The organism is Streptomyces sp. SDT5-1 (assembly GCF_052245995.1).
Classification (GTDB): Bacteria; Actinomycetota; Actinomycetes; order Streptomycetales; family Streptomycetaceae; genus Streptomyces.
On record NZ_CM125963.1, the window covers coordinates 2,391,054 to 2,407,655 of the forward strand.

The window sequence follows — 16,602 nt, forward strand, 5'->3', positions numbered from 1 at the left end:
GGCATGCACGTCACTTTCGGGGGGTACCCATGGCCCGCACCCGTACCGCGTCCCCGCGTCGCTCCCGCGTCGCAGCGATCACGTCCGTCGTCGCGCTGACCGTCGGCGGCACCGTGCTCGCGGAGCTCCCCGCCCAGGGAGCCGGAAAGCCGCGCGGACACGATGTCTCCTCGCACCAGAAGAACGTCGACTGGCAGAAGGCGAGGAGCAAGGGAGCCCGGTTCGTCTACGTGAAGGCGACCGAGTCGACGAACTACCGCAACCCCTATTTCTCGAAGCAGTACAACGGGGCCCGCAACGCGGGCATCGTCCGGGGCGCCTACCACTTCGCGCTGCCCCAGAAGTCCTCCGCCAAGGCACAGGCCTCGTACTTCGTCCGCAACGGCGGGGCGTGGCGGCGCGACGGCTGGACGCTGCCGCCCGCGCTCGACATCGAGTACAACCCGTACGGCAAGGGCAAGCACCCCTGCTACGGGCTGAGCAAGGGCGCGCTGGTCTCGTGGATCCAGTCGTTCAGCGACGAGATCGTCCGCTCGACCGGGCGCCGTCCGGTCATCTACACCAACGCGCGATGGTGGAAGCAGTGCACGGGGAACAGCGGCGCCTTCGCCGCGAACCACGCGTTGTGGCTCGCCCGGTACGACCGGAGCGCGGGCGCACTACCGGCGGGCTGGAACTACTGGACGTTCTGGCAGTACGGCGAGAGCGGCCGGCTGCCGGGTGACCAGAATCTCTTCAACGGCTCGCTGGACCAGCTCAAACGGTTCGCGCGGGGCTAGCGGACGCCCCCTTCGAAGGCCCCCGGAGCCCGTGGTTCCGGGGGCTTTCGGCGTCTCGAACCGGAACCGGCGCCGCCGTCCCGCGCGAAGCGGAGCGGCGGCCCTCCGGATCGGGTCACCGGGGCGCCCGGCCCAGTTCATCTTCCGTTCACTCGGGCTCTTTACGTTCCGAAGAACCACTGACGTCCAACCGAAGCCTGGGTAAATGGAACACATCACGCTGCTCCTGGCGATCGTGATCGTTACCGCACTGGTCTTTGACTTCACCAACGGTTTCCACGACACGGCCAACGCGATGGCGACGACCATCTCGACTGGCGCCCTCAAGCCGAAGACGGCGGTGGCCATGTCCGCCGTGCTGAACCTCGTCGGAGCGTTCCTCTCCGTCGAGGTGGCGAAGACCATCTCCGGCGGCATCATCAATGAGGACGGCCTCAAGACAGAGGTCATCTTCGCGGCGCTCGTAGGCGCCATCCTCTGGAATCTGCTGACCTGGCTGCTCGGCCTGCCGTCCAGCTCCTCGCACGCGCTGTTCGGCGGCCTCATCGGCGCCGCGGTCATGTCGATGGGCTGGTCCTCGGTCAACGGCGGCACCGTCGTCACCAAGGTGCTGCTGCCCGCGGTGGCCGCGCCGCTCGTCGCCGGCATCGCCTCGATGCTGGCCACCCGCCTCACGTACCGCATCAGCAAGAAGACGGACGAGAAGGCGACCGCCAAGGGGTACCGCGCCGGGCAGATCGCCTCCGCGGGCCTCGTCTCCCTCGCGCACGGCACGAACGACGCGCAGAAGACCATGGGCATCATCACCCTCGCCCTGATCACCGGCGGCGTGCTCGCGCCGGACGCCGACCCGCCGATGTGGGTCATCGTCTCGGCCGGTCTCGCCATCGCCCTCGGCACGTACCTGGGCGGCTGGCGCATCATCCGCACCATGGGCAAGGGCCTCACCGAGCTGGCGCCGCAGCAGGGCTTCGCGGCGCAGACCAGCGCGGCGACCGCCATCCTCGCCTCCTCGCACCTGGGCTTCTCCCTCTCCACCACGCAGGTCTGCTCCGGCGGTGTGATGGGCGCGGGCCTCGGCCGCAAGGGCGGCGTCGTCCGCTGGTCGACCGCGAGCCGGATGTTCATGGCCTGGGGCCTGACCCTGCCGGCCGCAGGCCTTGTGGGCGCGGGCGCCGAGTTCCTGACCAAGCAGGGCCCGTGGGGCGTCGGCGTCACCGCCGCGCTGCTCGTGCTCGGTTCCGGTGTCATCTGGAAGCTGTCGCGCCGCAACTCCATCGACCACACCAACGTCACGGCCGACGAGCCGCACGCCGAGGCCCCCGGTGTCGTGACGACCGCGATCGCCTCGGTCACCCCGCCGCCTGCGGGCACGGTCGAGTCGGCCGAGTCCGAGCCGAGGACCGCGGACCGGCCGAAGGCCGGAGCGGTCAACGACCCCGCGCGCCCCGCCGGCGCCACGCTGTAAGGAAGCAGGACAGGTATGAAGATCGACTGGGCGGCCCTCGGCTCCGTCTTCGGTGTCTCGCTCGTGGTCACCGTGGCCCTCGTCGGCCTGTTCACCCTCGGCATCGTCGGCCTCTCCAAGCGGGAGTCCGCGGCGCGTGAGGGGGGCTCGGCGACGGTCGCGACGTCCGGTGCCTACGTCTGCTTCGCCCTGTGCGCGGCGGCCGTGGCCTACGGGATCTATCTGATCGTGGCCTGACCCGGCCCCGATGACGCACCGATGGGGTGCGGGACGTGCGACGTCCCGCACCCCATCCGCGTACTGAACAACAAGTTGACGTGCCAACTCGGGGCGTGGTGGACTTCCCCCGCCATATACGGCAGCAGTTCGAGGAAGCCGGTGCGAATCCGGCGCGGTCCCGCCACTGTGAGCCCCGTTCCCTCGGGGCGAGCCAGGAACTCTCGCTGCCGGTCTCGTCGAACCAGGGCGTGGACACCCTGAGTGAGGACACCTACCGCCATGTTCGCCCAGCGCGGCGTCCGGCGGCCCGAGCGCGTCTTTGCCTCCGGTGCCGCCGTCGGAATGTTCGCCGACCTTCTTCTTGGTGATCCGCGCAGAGGGCATCCCGTCGCCGGGTTCGGTCGGGCCGCCGCGGCCGTCGAGCGCCGGCTGTGGCGCGACCACCGGGGCGCCGGCACGCTGCACGCCGTGGTGTGCGCGGGAGGCGCCGCCGCCGCGGCCGCCGCCGCGGCCCGTCTCGTCCGCCGCTCCCCCACCGCGTCCGTCGCGCTGACGGCCGCCGCCACCTGGGCCGTCGTCGGCGGCACCTCGCTGGGCCGGGAGGCGCGGGCCGTCGGATCCGCCCTGGAGGCCGGGGACGTGGAACTGGCCCGTGAGCTGCTGCCCCGGCTGTGCGGCCGCGATCCGCAGGGCCTGGACGCCGACGGGATCGCGCGCGGCGTCGTCGAGTCCGTCGCCGAGAACACCTCCGACGCCGTCGTGGGCGCGCTCGTGTGGGGCGCGCTCGGCGGAGTGCCGGGCCTGGTCGCGTTCCGCGCCGTGAACACGCTCGACGCGATGGTCGGTCACAAGTCCCCGAAGTACCGGCGGTTCGGCTGGGCGTCGGCCCGCCTCGACGACGTGGCCGGCTGGCCGGGCGCCCGCCTCACCGGCGCCCTCGCGGTCCTCGGCGGCGGCAGGCCGCGGCAGGCGCTGGCCGCGTGGCGTGCGGACGCCGGGCGGCATCCGAGCCCCAACGCGGGGGTCGTCGAGGCCTCCTTCGCGGGCGCGCTCGGGGTGCGGCTCGGCGGGACGCTGGCGTACGGCGGACGGGTCGAGCACCGGCCGGTCCTGAACGCCCCGGGGCGGGCGGTCGAGGTGCGTGATGTGGATCGGGCCGTGCGGTTGTCACGGCGGGTGTCTCTGTTGGCGTTGGGAGTCTGTGTGGGTGCGCGACTGGCTGTACGAGCGCGGGGGCGGCGATGACGGGCGGCGGGCTGCTCGTCGCGGGGACCACCTCCGACGCGGGCAAGAGCGTCGTGACCGCCGGGATCTGCCGGTGGCTGGTGCGGCAGGGCGTGAAGGTCGCGCCGTTCAAGGGCCAGAACATGTCCCTGAACTCGTTCGTGACGCGCGAGGGCGCCGAGATCGGGCGGGCGCAGGCGATGCAGGCGCAGGCCGCGCGGGTGGAGCCGAGCGCCCTGATGAATCCGGTGCTGCTCAAGCCGGGCAGCGACCGCAGCAGCCAGGTCGTCCTCATGGGCAGGCCCGTGGGCGAGCTGAGCGCGCGCGGGTACCACGGGGGGCGGCAGGCCACCCTGATGGACACCGTCGTCGGGTGTCTGGAGGAGCTGCGCTCCACGCACGACGCCGTGATCTGCGAGGGCGCCGGATCGCCCGCCGAGATCAATCTGCGGCGCACCGACATCGTGAACATGGGGCTGGCGCGGGCCGCGCGGCTGCCGGTCCTCGTGGTCGGGGACATCGACAGGGGCGGCGTCTTCGCGTCGTTCTTCGGGACGACGGCGCTGCTCGCCCCCGAGGACCAGGAGCTGCTGGCCGGGTACCTGGTGAACAAGTTCCGCGGTGACGTGAGCCTGCTGGAGCCGGGGCTCGACATGCTCAAGTCCCTCACCGGGCGCGACACCTACGGCGTGCTGCCGTTCCAGCACGGCCTCGGCATCGACGAGGAGGACGGGCTCCGGGTGTCGTTGCGGGGCGCCGTACGGGAGTCGGTCGTGGCGCCGCCGGTCGGCGAGGACGTGCTGCGGGTCGCCGTCTGCGCGATCCCGCTGATGTCGAACTTCACCGATGTGGACGCGCTGGCCGCCGAGCCCGGGGTCGTCGTGCGGTTCGTGGACCGGGCGGAGGAGCTCGTCGACGCGGACCTCGTGGTGGTGCCGGGGACGCGCGGCACGGTGCGGGCGCTCGACTGGCTGCGCGAGCGCGGGCTCGCGGACGCGCTCGCACGGCGGGCCGCCGAAGGACGCCCCGTGCTCGGCATCTGCGGCGGCTTCCAGGTGCTCGGCGAGACCATCGAGGACGAGGTCGAGTCGCGGGCCGGCGTCGTCGACGGGCTCGGACTGCTCCCCGTACGGGTGCGGTTCGAGGCCGAGAAGACGCTCGCGCGGCCGGTCGGCGAGGCGCTCGGCGAGCACGTCGAGGGGTACGAGATCCATCACGGGGTCGCCGAGGTGCTGGGCGGCGAGGCGTTCCTCGACGGGTGCCGGGTCGGGGACGTGTGGGGGACGCACTGGCACGGGTCGCTGGAGTCGGACGGGTTCCGGCGGGCGTTCCTGCGGGAGGTCGCCGCGGCGGCGGGGCGGCGGTTCGTGCCGGCGCCGGACACGTCGTTCGAGGCGCTTCGGGAGGAGCAGCTCGACCGGCTCGGGGATCTGATCGAGCGGCATGCGGATACGGATGCGCTCTGGCGGTTGATCGAGGGCGGGGCGCCAGGCGGGTTGCCGTTCGTGCCGCCGGGGGCGCCGTGATGGGAAGTCGCCCCCGCCGCCCCTTCCCGTCCCGTCCCCGGGGGCTGCGCCCCCGGACCCCCTTCGCGCAGTTCCCCGCGCCCCTGAAAACGTTCCACTCACTGGAGGTTGACGGCTGATGGCCACCCCCTATCCGTTCTCCGCCGTCGTCGGGCAGGACGATCTGCGGCTCGCCCTGTTGTTGAACGCCGTGTCGCCCGCCGTCGGCGGTGTGCTCGTGCGCGGTGAGAAGGGGACCGCCAAGTCCACCGCCGTGCGGGCGCTGTCCGCGCTCATGCCGGATGTGGACGTCGTCGCCGGATGCCGGTTCTCGTGCGATCCGGCGAACCCCGATCCGCAGTGCCCCGACGGTCCGCACGCCGACGCTCCCGGGGCGCGGCGGGACGCCCGGATGGTCGAGCTGCCCGTCGGCGCGTCCGAGGATCGGCTCGTGGGCGCGCTCGACATCGAGCGGGCGCTGTCCGAGGGCGTGAAGGCGTTCGAGCCGGGGCTGCTGGCCGACGCCCACCGCGGGATCCTGTACGTCGACGAGGTCAACCTGCTCCACGACCACCTCGTCGACCTGCTGCTCGACGCCGCCGCGATGGGCGCCTCGTACGTGGAGCGCGAGGGCGTCTCCGTACGGCACGCCGCGCGCTTCCTGCTCGTGGGGACGATGAACCCCGAGGAGGGCGAGCTGCGGCCGCAGCTGCTCGACCGGTTCGGGCTGACCGTGGAGGTCGCCGCCTCGCGGGAGCCGGAGCAGCGGGTGGAGGTCGTGAAGCGGCGGCTCGCCTACGACGACGACCCCGAGGGCTTCGCGAGCCGCTGGGCCGACGACGAGGCCGAGGTGCGGGCCAGGATCGTGGCCGCGCGCGAGCTGCTGCCCCACGTGCGGCTCGGTGACCGGGCGTTGACGCAGATCGCGGCGACGTGCGCGGCGTTCGAGGTGGACGGCATGCGCGCCGACATCGTGATGGCGCGGACGGCGACGGCGCTCGCCGCCTGGGCGGGCCGCACCGAGGTGCTCGCGGAGGACGTGCGGCAGGCCGCGCTGCTCGCGCTGCCGCACCGCAGGCGCCGCAACCCGTTCGACGCGCCGGGCCTCGACGAGGACAAGCTCGACGAGACCCTTGACGAGTTCGGGCCCGAGGACGAGCCGGAGGAGCCGGAGGGCCCCGAGGGCGACGGCGACGACGACCCCGACGGCGGCGGCCCCGGCGGTGGCGGCGGGGTACCGCCCCAGGACGGGCCGCACGACGCCCCGCAGGAGACCGGCGACGCGCCGCAGGACGCCCCCGCCGGTGACGACAGGGCCGACTCCCCCGAGGAGCCCGCCGCCGCGCCCGCGGCCGGTGCCGGGGCGTCCGAGCAGAAGCCCGTGGCGGCCGGTGAGCCCTTCCGCACGAAGATGCTGAGCGTTCCCGGGCTCGGCGAGGGCGCGGCGGGGCGCAGGTCCCGGGCCCGTACCGAGCACGGCCGCACCACGGGTGCCACCCGGCCGCGCGGCGCCCTGACGAAGCTGCATCTGGCGGCGACCGTGCAGGCCGCCGCCCCGCACCAGCGGGCGCGCGGGCGCTCCGGGCGCGGGCTCGTCGTGCGCCGTGACGATCTGCGGCAGGCGACCCGCGAGGGCCGTGAGGGCAACCTCGTGCTGTTCGTGGTCGACGCCTCCGGTTCGATGGCGGCGCGGCAGCGGATGGCGGCCGTGAAGGGCGCGGTGCTCTCGCTGCTGCTCGACGCCTACCAGCGGCGCGACAAGGTGGGGCTCGTGACGTTCCGGAAGTCGGGCGCCGAGGTGGCGCTGCCGCCCACGTCGAGCGTGGACGCGGCGGCGGCCCGCCTGGAGTCGCTGCCCACCGGCGGGCGCACCCCGCTGGCGGCCGGACTCCTGAAGGCGCACGACGTGCTGCGCGTGGAGCGGCTTCGGGACCCGGCGCGGCGGCCGCTGATGGTCGTCGTGACGGACGGGCGGGCGACGGGCGGCCCCGAGCCGGTGAAGCTGGCGGCCCGGGCGGCCGGGCTGCACGCCGCCGAGGGCACCGCGAGCGTCGTCGTCGACTGCGAGACCGGCATGGTGCGGCTCGGGCTCGCCGGGCAGCTCGCCGGTCAACTGGGCGGCACGGCGGTCGCGTTGGACGAGCTGCGGGCGGACTCCATCGCCGGGCTCGTGAAGGACGTACAGGGATCCGAACGGAACATCAGGAGGGCCGCTTAATGCCGCAGGGACAGCCGAGCGTCGTACCGAACGACGGACTGACGACACGTCAGCGCCGCAACAGGCCGCTGGTGTTCGTGCACACCGGCATCGGCAAGGGCAAGTCGACGGCCGCCTTCGGGCTCGCCCTGCGCGCCTGGAACCAGGGCTGGCCGATCGGGGTGTTCCAGTTCGTCAAGTCGGCGAAGTGGAAGGTCGGCGAGGAGAACGCGCTCAAGACGCTCGGCGCGAGCGGCGAGGGCGGCACCGTGGCCTGGCACAAGATGGGCGAGGGCTGGTCGTGGGTGCAGCGCGATGACCAGGCGGACAACGAGGAGAAGGCCCGCGAGGGCTGGGAGCAGGTCAAGCGCGACCTGGCCGCGGAGACGTACCGGCTCTACGTGCTCGACGAGTTCGCCTACCCGCTGCACTGGGGCTGGATCGACGTGGACGACGTCATCGAGACGCTGCGGAACCGGCCGGGTCAGCAGCACGTCGTGATCACGGGCCGCAACGCGCCGGAGAAGCTGGTGGAGTTCGCGGACCTCGTCACCGACATGTCGAAGGTGAAGCACCCGATGGACGCGGGTCAGAAGGGCCAGCGGGGCATCGAATGGTGAGTGTGCCCCGCCTTGTGGTGGCCGCGCCGGCCTCCGGCACCGGGAAGACGACGGTGGCGACGGGCCTGATGGCGGCGTTCGCCGAGCGCGGGCTCGCCGTGTCGCCGCACAAGGTGGGGCCCGACTACATCGACCCCGGCTACCACGCGCTCGCGACCGGCAGGCCGGGGCGGAACCTCGACGCGTACATGTGCGGGCCCGAGCTGGTCGCCCCGCTGTTCGCGCACGGCTCCGCGGGCTGTGAACTGGCCGTCGTGGAAGGCGTGATGGGCCTGTTCGACGGGGCGTCGGGCGAGGGCGAGCTGGCGTCGACGGCGCATGTCGCGAAGCTGCTCAAGGCGCCCGTCGTGCTCGTCGTCGACGCGTCGTCGCAGTCGCGGTCCGTGGCGGCGCTCGTGCACGGCTTCGCGTCGTTCGACCCGGAGGTGCGGCTCGCGGGCGTCATCCTCAACAAGGTCGGCTCGGACCGCCACGAGGCGCTGCTCCGCGAGGCCATGGAGGAGGTCGGCGTCCCCGTGTACGGGGCGCTGCGCCGCGTCCCGCAGGTCGCGACGCCGTCCCGGCACCTGGGTCTCGTGCCGGTGGCGGAGCGGAGCTCGGAGGCCGTGGACTCGGTGCGGGCCGCCGCGGCGATGGTCCGCGAGGGGTGCGACCTGGAGGGGTTGCTGGAACTGGCCCGTAGCGCGCCGGCTCTCCGTACGGATGTGTGGAGTCCCGGTGGGCCGGGAGCGCCGGGCGAAGCCGGGGGTGACGTCGCGGGGCTCCGCCCCGGACCCCGCGCCTCAAACGCCGGCGGGGCTGGATTTTCCCAGCCCGTCGTGGCGGTCGCCGGAGGCGCGGCCTTCACGTTCTCGTACACCGAGCACACCGAGCTGCTGCGGGCGGCGGGCGCCGAGGTCGTGGCGTTCGATCCGCTGCGCGACGAGGCCCTGCCGGAGGCCACCGCGGCGATCGTCATCGGCGGCGGCTTCCCCGAGGTGTACGCCCCCGAGCTGTCGGCCAACGAGCGGCTGCGCAAGGCCGTGGCCGAACTGGCGCGCGGCGGCGCCCCCGTGCTCGCCGAGTGCGCGGGCCTGCTGTACCTCTCGCGTTCGCTGGACGGTCAGCCGATGTGCGGCGTGCTCGACGCGGACGCGAAGATGTCCGGCCGCCTCACGCTCGGCTACCGGGACGCGGTGGCCGTGACCGACAGCCCGCTGGCACCGGCCGGGGCCCGGCTGCGCGGCCACGAGTTCCACCGGACCGTCCTCGAACCGGGCGCGGGCCCCACGCCCGCCTGGGGCATGCGGCTGCCGACGCCGCGCGTCGAGGGCTATGTGCAGGACGGCGTGCACGCCAGCTATCTGCACACGCACTGGGCGGCGCTGCCCGACATCGCGCGGCGCGTCGTGGAGCGGTGCGCCGCGCCGTGAACAGGTCAGCCCGCGACGCCCACCACGAGCCAGATGAACGCCGCGCCCGCGACCGTGCAGAGCAGGGTCGAGCGGGCGGGGTGTTCGTGGTGGGCCTCCGGGAGGATCTCGGCGGCGGCCAGGTAGAGCAGCACGCCGCCGAAGAAACCGAGATAGCCGCCGAGCAATTGCTCCGGAATGGTGAACAGGAGCGTCGACGCGGCGCCCACGACGGGCGCGCAGGCGTCCGCGAACAGCATCGTCAGCGCCTTGCGGCGGGCGTTCCCGTACAGCCGGGTGATCGTGTACGTGTTGAAGCCGTCGGCGAAGTCGTGGGCGATCACGGCGAGCGCCACGGCCGCGCCCATGCCGCCGCCGACCTGGAACGCGGCGCCGATCGCCATGCCGTCCATCAGGCTGTGCCCGACCATCGCGGACGCCGCCGTGAGCCCCACCTCCGGGGCCCGGCCGTTCGCGCCCTCCTCGGCGCCGTGCGCGGCCTGGCGGCGGGCCAGCAGGTGCTCCATGATGTGCGCGCCGAGGAACCCGGCGACGAACAGCAGCAGCGCCGCCGGCACCCCGAACACCGCGCCGCCCGCCGCCTCCAGGGCCTCGGGCAGCAGGTCGAGGCCGACGACGCCGAGCATGAGGCCGCCGGCGAGGCCGAGCACCAGGTGCCGCCGGTCGGTGACCCGCTGCGCGGTCCAGCCACCGACCAGGGTCATCAGAAAGGCGCTCAGCGCCACGATCACGGCCATGGCCCCTTGCTAACCCATCCGGGGGCCCGCGCGCACGTCCGGGGCCCCGGTGTCGTCGTCGGCGTCGGCGCCCGCAGGGGTGTGCCGGCGGACGAGGTGCTGGGCCTGGTCAGGGCGGCGCTCGCCGAGGCGGGCGGCCCCGAGGTGCTGGCCCTCGCCACGGTCGACACGAAGGGCCGTGAGCCGGGGATCGTCGCGGCGGCCGGTGCGCTGGGCGTGCCCCTGGAGACGTACGCCGCCGAGCGCCTGGCCGCCGTGCCCGTGCCGCACCCGTCGGGGCGGGCCCGCGAGGCCGTGGGCACCCCGTCGGTGGCGGAGGCCGCCGCGCTCGTACGCGGTGGTGAACTGCTCGTCCCGAAGCGGACGTCGACCGGTCCCGGCGGGGGCCCTGGCCGGGCGACGTGTGCGGTGGCCCGCCCCGGGTAGGGACGCCGCGCCGCCCTCCCGTTCCCCCCTCCTCTCCTCTCCCCAGTCCGCAAGGAGACGTCCATGCACACCCCTCCCCCGGCCCTGCTCGCCGCGCTCGAGCGGCGGCTCGACGACGTCCTGGGCGGCGGGCCGCGCCGTCCGGGCGACCGGGCCGATGTGACGGTGCTGCTCGTCGGGAGCGGTTCGACCGACGCCGTCGCGAACGCCGAACTCGTCGCGGCCGCCCGCCTGTTGTGGGAGGGCAGCGGCTGCGCGGGCGTGGAGACCGCGTTCGTGTCCGCGGCGGCGCCCGACGTGCCCGCGGGGCTCGACCGGTGCGCGGCGCTCGGCGCGCGGCGGATCGTCGTGCTGCCGTACGAGGCGCTGCCCCAGGAGCGGTTCGGTCCGCAGACCGTGGGGTGGGCGGCGGCGCACCCGGAGGTGAGCGTGCGCTGCGCGGCCGCGCCCCGGCCGTCGGAGCCGGTCGACGGGCCCGATCTGCGGCATCACGGGGACGCCGAAGTCAGGGACGACGGCGAGAAGTTGACGGATCTCGCGGTGAACGTGCGGACGGGCACGCCGCCGGCCTGGCTGCGGGAGCACATCGCCGGGTCGCTGGAGGGTCTGGCCGCGTATCCGGACGGGCGGGCGGCGCGGGCCGCGGTGGCGGCACACCACGGGGTGCCGGTGGAGCGGGTGCTGCTGACGTCCGGGGCTGCCGAGGCCTTCGTGCTGCTCGCGCGGGCGCTGCGGGTGCGCAGACCGGTCGTCGTGCATCCGCAGTTCACGGAGCCGGAGGCCGCGCTCGAGGACGCGGGGCACGCGGTGGGGCGGGTGCTGCTGCGCGAGTCGGACGGTTTCCGGCTCGATCCCGCGCTCGTGCCGGGCGACGCGGACCTGGTCGTCGTCGGCAATCCCACCAACCCGACCTCGGTGCTGCATCCGGCGCAGGCGCTGGCCGGGCTCGCGCGGCCCGGCCGGTTCCTGGTCGTCGACGAGGCGTTCATGGACGCCGTGCCGGGCGAGCGGGAGTCCCTTGCCGGGCGGACGGACGTGCCGGGGCTCGTGGTGCTGCGGAGTTTGACGAAGACGTGGGGCCTCGCCGGGCTGCGTATCGGATATGTGGTGGCGGAACCCGAGGTGGTGGCGGAGCTCGAGCGGGCGCAGCCGCTGTGGCCGGTGTCGTCGCCCGCGCTCGTCGCCGCGCAGGCGTGTGTGTCGGCGCGTGGGGTCGCGGAGGCGGGCGCCGCGGCGGAGGCGGTCGCGGCGGACCGGGCTCATCTGGTGGGCCTGCTCAGGGAGTTGGCCCCGTACGGGGTGTCGGTGGCCGGTCCCGCGGAGGGGCCGTTCGTCCTCGTGCGCATCCCCGGTGCGCATGCCGTGCGGGAGCGGTTGCGGGGTGTCGGGTTCGCGGTGCGGCGCGGCGACACCTTCCCCGGGCTCGGCCCGGACTGGGTCAGGCTCGCGGTCCGGGACCCCCGCACCAGCGACGGCTTCGTCGCCGCGCTGGCCGGGGTCCTCGAACCGGGCCCCGACGGGGCCTGACGTCCCTACGCCCGGTTGCGGCCCCTGCGGGCCATGGCCACCGCGCCGCCGCCCGCCACGAGCAGCACGATGGCGCCGCCCGCGATGTACGGCGTCATCGCGTTGCCGCCCGTCTCCGCGAGGTCCTGCGTGTCCGGCTTGTTCGGCTTGTCGGCGACGGGCTCCTGGTGCGGCTTCTCGACCGGGGTCTCCGCCTGGCCGCCCTGCGGCTTCGGCGCCGGTGCCGCCTTCGGGGACGCGCAGGTGGCCTCGGCGAGCGTGACCTCGCCGTCGACCTCGGCGACGTTGAGGTTCAGCGGGTTGACGGAGACCTTGAGCTGGAGCGCGGACGCGGCCGCCGTGGTGGACGTCGTGGACCGGTTGGAGAGGCCGAGGGTGACCTCGCCGACGCCGGGGACCTTGACGGCCGTCGTGCCGCCGGAGGACAGCGTGATCTTCTTGCCGAGGACGGTGACGCCGCCCAGCAGGTTCGACTCCGCGACCGGCTTCTCGCCCGCGACGCACAGCGCCTTGGACGTGACCTGGTCGACCTCGATCAGGGAGAGCAGCGGAAGTCCGGGGACATGGACCTTCGCGTGGGCGAGCTGCGTGAAGCCCTCGGCCTTCGCGCCCTCGACGGTGGCCTTGGAGCGCGCGACGTCGGCGCGCAGCACGCTGAACGGCTTTCCGCCGTCGACGCCGTCGAGCCGGGCGGTGAGCGCGGTCTCGTCGGCGCTCTTGGGCGCGTGCACCTCGTTCAGGGAGACCTTGAGCGGGACGTTCACGGTCTTGTTGAGGAGCGACACGTCGAGTCCGGTGCGGAGCACGGTGGCGCTCGCCTTGCCCCCGGTGTGCTCGGTGGCGGCGGCCGGGCCGGCGGTCGCGAGGAGCGTGGGGCCGAGGGCGAGCGCGGTGACGGCGGCGGTCGCGGCGACGCGGCGGGCGGGCGTGCGCAGGGCGCCGGGCAGGGTGGAGCTGGGCATGCTGGTGGGACCCCCAAGTAGAGAGAGAAAGACCGGGACATGCGCCGGGACGGGACGGCCCCGACTGGTCATCGATGAGGGAATCTTTACGCACTGAGAGTGAACGGTCAGCAACCAGGCGTGAGTTCACCCCAACGGGGCGTTTCCGCGCACGTCTTCGAATCTTCGGGCTCGCGCGTTCCCCCACGCCCCAGTGATGCCGCCCCGGGGTCGCCCGTCCTGTCGATGCGCCCCGTGTACGCGGGTTGACTGCGCGGGCGGCTTCAAGTGGTGTGCAACGAACGCCGGGGCGCGGGGGTCACGCTGCGTCAACCCACGATGTTGCCGCGCAGCACGATCCTGCGCGGCGCCGCCAGCACCCTGACGTCGGCCCGTGGGTCCGCCTCGTAGACGACGAGGTCGGCGGAGGCGCCCTCGGCGAGCCCCGGTCGGCCGAGCCAGTCGCGCGCGCCCCACGTCGTCGCCGACAACGCCTCGACGGGCGGGATCCCGGCCCGCACCAGCTCCTCGACCTCGCCCGCGACGAGCCCGTGCGCGAGGGCGCCGCCCGCGTCCGTGCCGACGTAGACCGGGATCCCGGCGTCGTAGGCGTTGCGGACGGTGTCGTAGCGGCGGTCGTAGAGGCGGCGCATGTGCGCGGACCAGTCGGGGAACTTGCTCTCGCCGCCGGCCGCGAGGTCGGGGAAGGTCGCGATGTTCACGAGCGTCGGGACGATCGCGACGCCGCGCTCGGCGAACAGCGGGATCGTGTCGTCGGTGAGGCCCGTGGCGTGCTCGATGCAGTCGATGCCCGCCTCGACCAGGTCCCGCAGGGAGTCCTCGGCGAAGCAGTGGGCGGTGACGCGGGCGCCGAGCCGGTGCGCCTCCGCGATCGCCGCCTCGACGGCGTCGCGCGGCCAGCAGGCGCTCAGGTCGCCGGTGCCGCGGTCGATCCAGTCGCCGACGAGCTTGACCCAGCCGTCGCCGCGCCACGCCTCCTGGGCGACGTACGCGACGAGGTCCTCGGGCTCGATCTCGTGCGCGTAGTTGCGGATGTAGCGGCGGGTGCGGGCGATGTGGCGGCCCGCGCGGATGATGCGGGGCAGGTCCTCGCGGTCGTCGATCCAGCGGGTGTCGGAAGGGGAGCCCGCGTCGCGCAGCAGCAGCGTGCCGTGGTCGCGGTCGGTGAGGGCCTGCTTCTCCGCGGTCTCGGCGGGGACCGGGCCGTGCGCGTCGAGGCCCACGTGGCAGTGCGCGTCGACGAGTCCGGGCAGCGTCCAGCCCTCGACCGTGGTGACGTCGAGGCCCGCGGTCGCCGGGCGTCGGTAGGTGATCCGGCCGTCCACCACCCACAGTTCGTCGCGTACGTCGTCGGGCCCGACCAGGACCCGGCCCTTCACGTGCAGTACCCCGCCAAGACTCATGACGGCAGCCTATGAGGCGGTGGGTACGCTCGACAGCGGCACCCGTACGAACCCGTGAGCGAAGAGAGCCGCACCGTGACGCACCCGTTTCTCGACCTGGCCCCGTTGAGCGCCGAGCATTTCGCCTCCATCGAGGACCGTGTGGCCCGGCTGATGGACACCTCCCAGGACGTCGTGATCATGCAGGGTGAGGCGCTGCTTCCGCTGGAGGGCGCGATCCGCGCCGCCGCGGGGCCCGGCACCGTCGCGCTGAACGTGATCACCGGCCCGTACGGGCAGACCTTCGGCGACTGGCTGCGGGACTGCGGCGCCACCGTGCACGATCTGGCGGTGCCCTTCCACACGGCCGTCACCGCCGAGCAGATCGGGCAGGCACTCGCCGAGCACCCGGAGATCGACTTCGTCTCGCTCGTGCACGCGGAGGCCGCCACCGGCAACACCAACCCGGTCGCGGAGATCGGTGAGGTGGTGCGGGCGCACGGCGCGCTGTTCTACCTGGACGCGGTGGCCTCGATCGCCGCGGAGCCGGTGCTGCCGGACGCGTGGGGCGTGGACCTGTGCGTGATCGGCGCGCAGAAGGCGATGGGCGGCCCGGCCGGCGTCTCCGCCGTGTCGGTGAGCGCGCGGGCCTGGGAGCGGATGGCGGCGAACCCGAACGCGCCGCGCCACTCGTACCTCTCGCTGCTCGACTGGAAGCAGCGGTGGGTGGACGGCGGCCGCAAGGCGCTGCTGCACGCGCCCGCGCAGCTGGAGATGCTCGCCCTGGAGGCGTGCGTGGAGCGCATCGAGAGCGAGGGCCTCGACGCCCTGATGGCGCGGCACGCCTCGGCCGCGGCCGCGACGCGCGCGGGCACGCTCGCGCTCGGCGGCGGGCTCGCTCCGTACGTGCACGAGGCGCGGGACGCGGCTCCCGTCGCCACGACGCTGCGGGCCCCGGCCGGCACGGACGCCCGTGAGCTGGTCGCGAAGGCGCTGGCGGTGGACCCGGTGCTGCCGCTGGTCGCGGGCGGCGGCGCGCTCGCGCAGGAGATGATCCGCGTGAACCACTACGGGCCGCAGGCGACCCGCGGCGTCGTGCAGTCCTCGCTCGCCGCGCTCGGCGGGGCGCTCGCGGAGGCCGGCTTCGAGGTCGACCTCGAAGGGGCGCGAAAGGCGGTCGCGGCGGCCTGGTAAAAGCCGCCCGGCGCAGACAAGGGCGCACTCGGCTCTGGCGCCGTCCCTTTTCGGGGCGGCGCCTTTGTCTTTATCCAGAAATTATTCAGGCAGAATTATCCCGCACTTTATCGAGGCCACCAGGGTGGCTTCCCGTTCTGCTTCTGCCCGCTTTCTGGCAGCGTAAACACTGAGATTTCATCAACGGGAACCGCCGTAATTCGGACGTGTCACTGGCCGGTTTCGGGTCTGTGACGTACTCCACACGAGATTCGTTATGCCCGACTTGTCACGCGCAAAACGGGGCATACCGCCGAGATTTCGTGCGCGCGCCCACCTGCGCGCGATAACACAGAAGGCCGCTCCATGTAACCCCTGCCGCGGGTGCAATCCCAAGAATTGCTCGGTAAATTCAATTTGCATGACCGCCGCACAAGCGCAATTCCTGGAAGTCGCCGAAGTGGCCCCGGTACCCGACGGACTGAAGATCGACCACCCCGAGGTGGCCGACGGTGCCGCGATCTGGCGTATCGCCCGCGACTCGAAGGTGCTCGACCTCAACTCCTCCTACAGCTACCTGCTGTGGTGTCGCGACTTCGCCGCCACGTCGGTGATCGCACGCGACGAGAAGGGCGAGGTGGCCGGCTTCATCACCGGTTACGTCCGTCCCGAGCGACCCGACATCCTCGTGGTGTGGCAGGTCGCGGTGGACGAAGCGCACCGCGGGCGCGGCCTCGCCGCCGCGCTGCTCGACGGCCTGGCCGCGCGCGTCGCGGCGGCCCGTCCGGTCACGACGCTGGAGACGACGATCACGCCCGACAACACCGCGTCGCAGGCACTGTTCACCGCGTTCGCCCGCCGCCACCGCGTCGGCGTGGCCCGCACGGTGCTGTTCGACGCGGGCCTGTTCCCCGACGACGGACACCTGCCCGAGGAGCTGTACCGCATCGGCCCGCTGGCCTGAGCGCACC

The 16,602-nt window shown here is 73.6% G+C and carries 15 protein-coding genes, 1 pseudogene and 1 riboswitch; of the genes and pseudogenes, 13 read left to right on the forward strand and 3 right to left on the reverse strand.

What is annotated here, in order from left to right; all coding sequences use genetic code 11:
- The first annotated feature begins 29 nt into the window (after positions 1 to 29).
- The 8 genes from ACTWJ8_RS11200 (at position 30) to ACTWJ8_RS11235 (ending at position 9,424) form a co-directional block, all read left to right on the forward strand.
- The gene (locus ACTWJ8_RS11200) at positions 30 to 779 is read left to right on the forward strand and encodes a lysozyme (protein ID WP_356388469.1); all 750 of its coding nucleotides are present in this window, start codon (positions 30 to 32) and stop codon (positions 777 to 779) included.
- 205 nt (positions 780 to 984) lie between these two features.
- Positions 985 to 2,247 carry an inorganic phosphate transporter gene (locus ACTWJ8_RS11205; protein WP_356388467.1) on the forward strand — a complete coding sequence of 421 codons (1,263 nt, stop codon included), beginning with the start codon at positions 985 to 987 and terminating at the stop codon, positions 2,245 to 2,247.
- A 15-nt stretch (positions 2,248 to 2,262) separates the two neighbouring features.
- Positions 2,263 to 2,484, forward strand: a complete 222-nt coding sequence (locus ACTWJ8_RS11210; RefSeq protein ID WP_356388465.1) for a hypothetical protein — start codon at positions 2,263 to 2,265, stop codon at positions 2,482 to 2,484.
- A 131-nt stretch (positions 2,485 to 2,615) separates the two neighbouring features.
- A riboswitch (cobalamin riboswitch) is annotated at positions 2,616 to 2,687 on the forward strand.
- A 58-nt stretch (positions 2,688 to 2,745) separates the two neighbouring features.
- The gene (locus ACTWJ8_RS11215) at positions 2,746 to 3,711 is read left to right on the forward strand and encodes a cobalamin biosynthesis protein (RefSeq protein WP_443263718.1); all 966 of its coding nucleotides are present in this window, start codon (positions 2,746 to 2,748) and stop codon (positions 3,709 to 3,711) included.
- Entirely contained in the window at positions 3,708 to 5,216 is a 1,509-nt protein-coding gene (locus tag ACTWJ8_RS11220; RefSeq protein WP_443263719.1) for a cobyric acid synthase, read from the forward strand. Before ACTWJ8_RS11215 ends, ACTWJ8_RS11220 begins: the two co-directional genes overlap by 4 nt.
- A gap of 118 nt (positions 5,217 to 5,334) precedes the next feature.
- Positions 5,335 to 7,413 (forward strand): putative cobaltochelatase, encoded by a 2,079-nt coding sequence (locus tag ACTWJ8_RS11225; protein WP_443263720.1) that lies wholly within the window; start codon positions 5,335 to 5,337, stop codon positions 7,411 to 7,413.
- Positions 7,413 to 8,012: a cob(I)yrinic acid a,c-diamide adenosyltransferase gene (gene cobO / locus ACTWJ8_RS11230; protein WP_356388457.1), complete on the forward strand. Its 600-nt coding sequence runs from the start codon at positions 7,413 to 7,415 to the stop codon at positions 8,010 to 8,012. The genes ACTWJ8_RS11225 and cobO overlap by 1 nt, the downstream gene beginning before the upstream one ends.
- Positions 8,006 to 9,424: a cobyrinate a,c-diamide synthase gene (locus tag ACTWJ8_RS11235; RefSeq protein ID WP_443263721.1), complete on the forward strand. Its 1,419-nt coding sequence runs from the start codon at positions 8,006 to 8,008 to the stop codon at positions 9,422 to 9,424. Before cobO ends, ACTWJ8_RS11235 begins: the two co-directional genes overlap by 7 nt.
- A gap of 5 nt (positions 9,425 to 9,429) precedes the next feature.
- On the opposite strand, the gene ACTWJ8_RS11240 is transcribed toward ACTWJ8_RS11235, so the two are convergent.
- Positions 9,430 to 10,161, reverse strand: coding sequence for a ZIP family metal transporter (locus ACTWJ8_RS11240; protein ID WP_356388453.1), 732 nt, complete (start codon positions 10,159 to 10,161; stop codon positions 9,430 to 9,432).
- Between the two features lie 6 nt (positions 10,162 to 10,167).
- Between ACTWJ8_RS11240 and ACTWJ8_RS11245 the strand changes: the two genes are divergently transcribed.
- The 3 genes and pseudogenes from ACTWJ8_RS11245 to cobC all read left to right on the forward strand — a co-directional run bounded on the left by ACTWJ8_RS11245 (position 10,168) and on the right by cobC (position 12,114).
- Positions 10,168 to 10,587, forward strand: a complete 420-nt coding sequence (locus tag ACTWJ8_RS11245; protein ID WP_443263722.1) for a cobalamin biosynthesis protein — start codon at positions 10,168 to 10,170, stop codon at positions 10,585 to 10,587.
- Positions 10,588 to 10,650: 63 nt separating this feature from the next.
- Positions 10,651 to 10,935 (forward strand): annotated as a pseudogene (locus ACTWJ8_RS11250) (CbiX/SirB N-terminal domain-containing protein); the annotation flags it as partial.
- A gap of 75 nt (positions 10,936 to 11,010) precedes the next feature.
- The gene (cobC, locus tag ACTWJ8_RS11255) at positions 11,011 to 12,114 is read left to right on the forward strand and encodes an Rv2231c family pyridoxal phosphate-dependent protein CobC (protein ID WP_356388601.1); all 1,104 of its coding nucleotides are present in this window, start codon (positions 11,011 to 11,013) and stop codon (positions 12,112 to 12,114) included.
- A 5-nt stretch (positions 12,115 to 12,119) separates the two neighbouring features.
- On the opposite strand, the gene ACTWJ8_RS11260 is transcribed toward cobC, so the two are convergent.
- Together ACTWJ8_RS11260 and ACTWJ8_RS11265 are read right to left on the reverse strand one after the other, a co-directional pair.
- A complete protein-coding gene (locus ACTWJ8_RS11260; RefSeq protein WP_443263723.1) occupies positions 12,120 to 13,076 on the reverse strand; it encodes an SCO1860 family LAETG-anchored protein in 957 nt (318 codons plus the stop codon).
- 308 nt (positions 13,077 to 13,384) lie between these two features.
- Positions 13,385 to 14,479: an amidohydrolase family protein gene (locus ACTWJ8_RS11265; protein WP_356388449.1), complete on the reverse strand. Its 1,095-nt coding sequence runs from the start codon at positions 14,477 to 14,479 to the stop codon at positions 13,385 to 13,387.
- A 75-nt stretch (positions 14,480 to 14,554) separates the two neighbouring features.
- Between ACTWJ8_RS11265 and ACTWJ8_RS11270 the strand changes: the two genes are divergently transcribed.
- Both ACTWJ8_RS11270 and ectA read left to right on the forward strand, forming a co-directional pair.
- Entirely contained in the window at positions 14,555 to 15,652 is a 1,098-nt protein-coding gene (locus ACTWJ8_RS11270) for a pyridoxal-phosphate-dependent aminotransferase family protein (protein ID WP_356388447.1), read from the forward strand.
- Between the two features lie 400 nt (positions 15,653 to 16,052).
- Complete coding sequence (gene ectA, locus ACTWJ8_RS11275; protein WP_356388445.1) at positions 16,053 to 16,595, forward strand: diaminobutyrate acetyltransferase; 543 nt, start codon at positions 16,053 to 16,055, stop codon at positions 16,593 to 16,595.
- Positions 16,596 to 16,602: the final 7 nt, after the last annotated feature.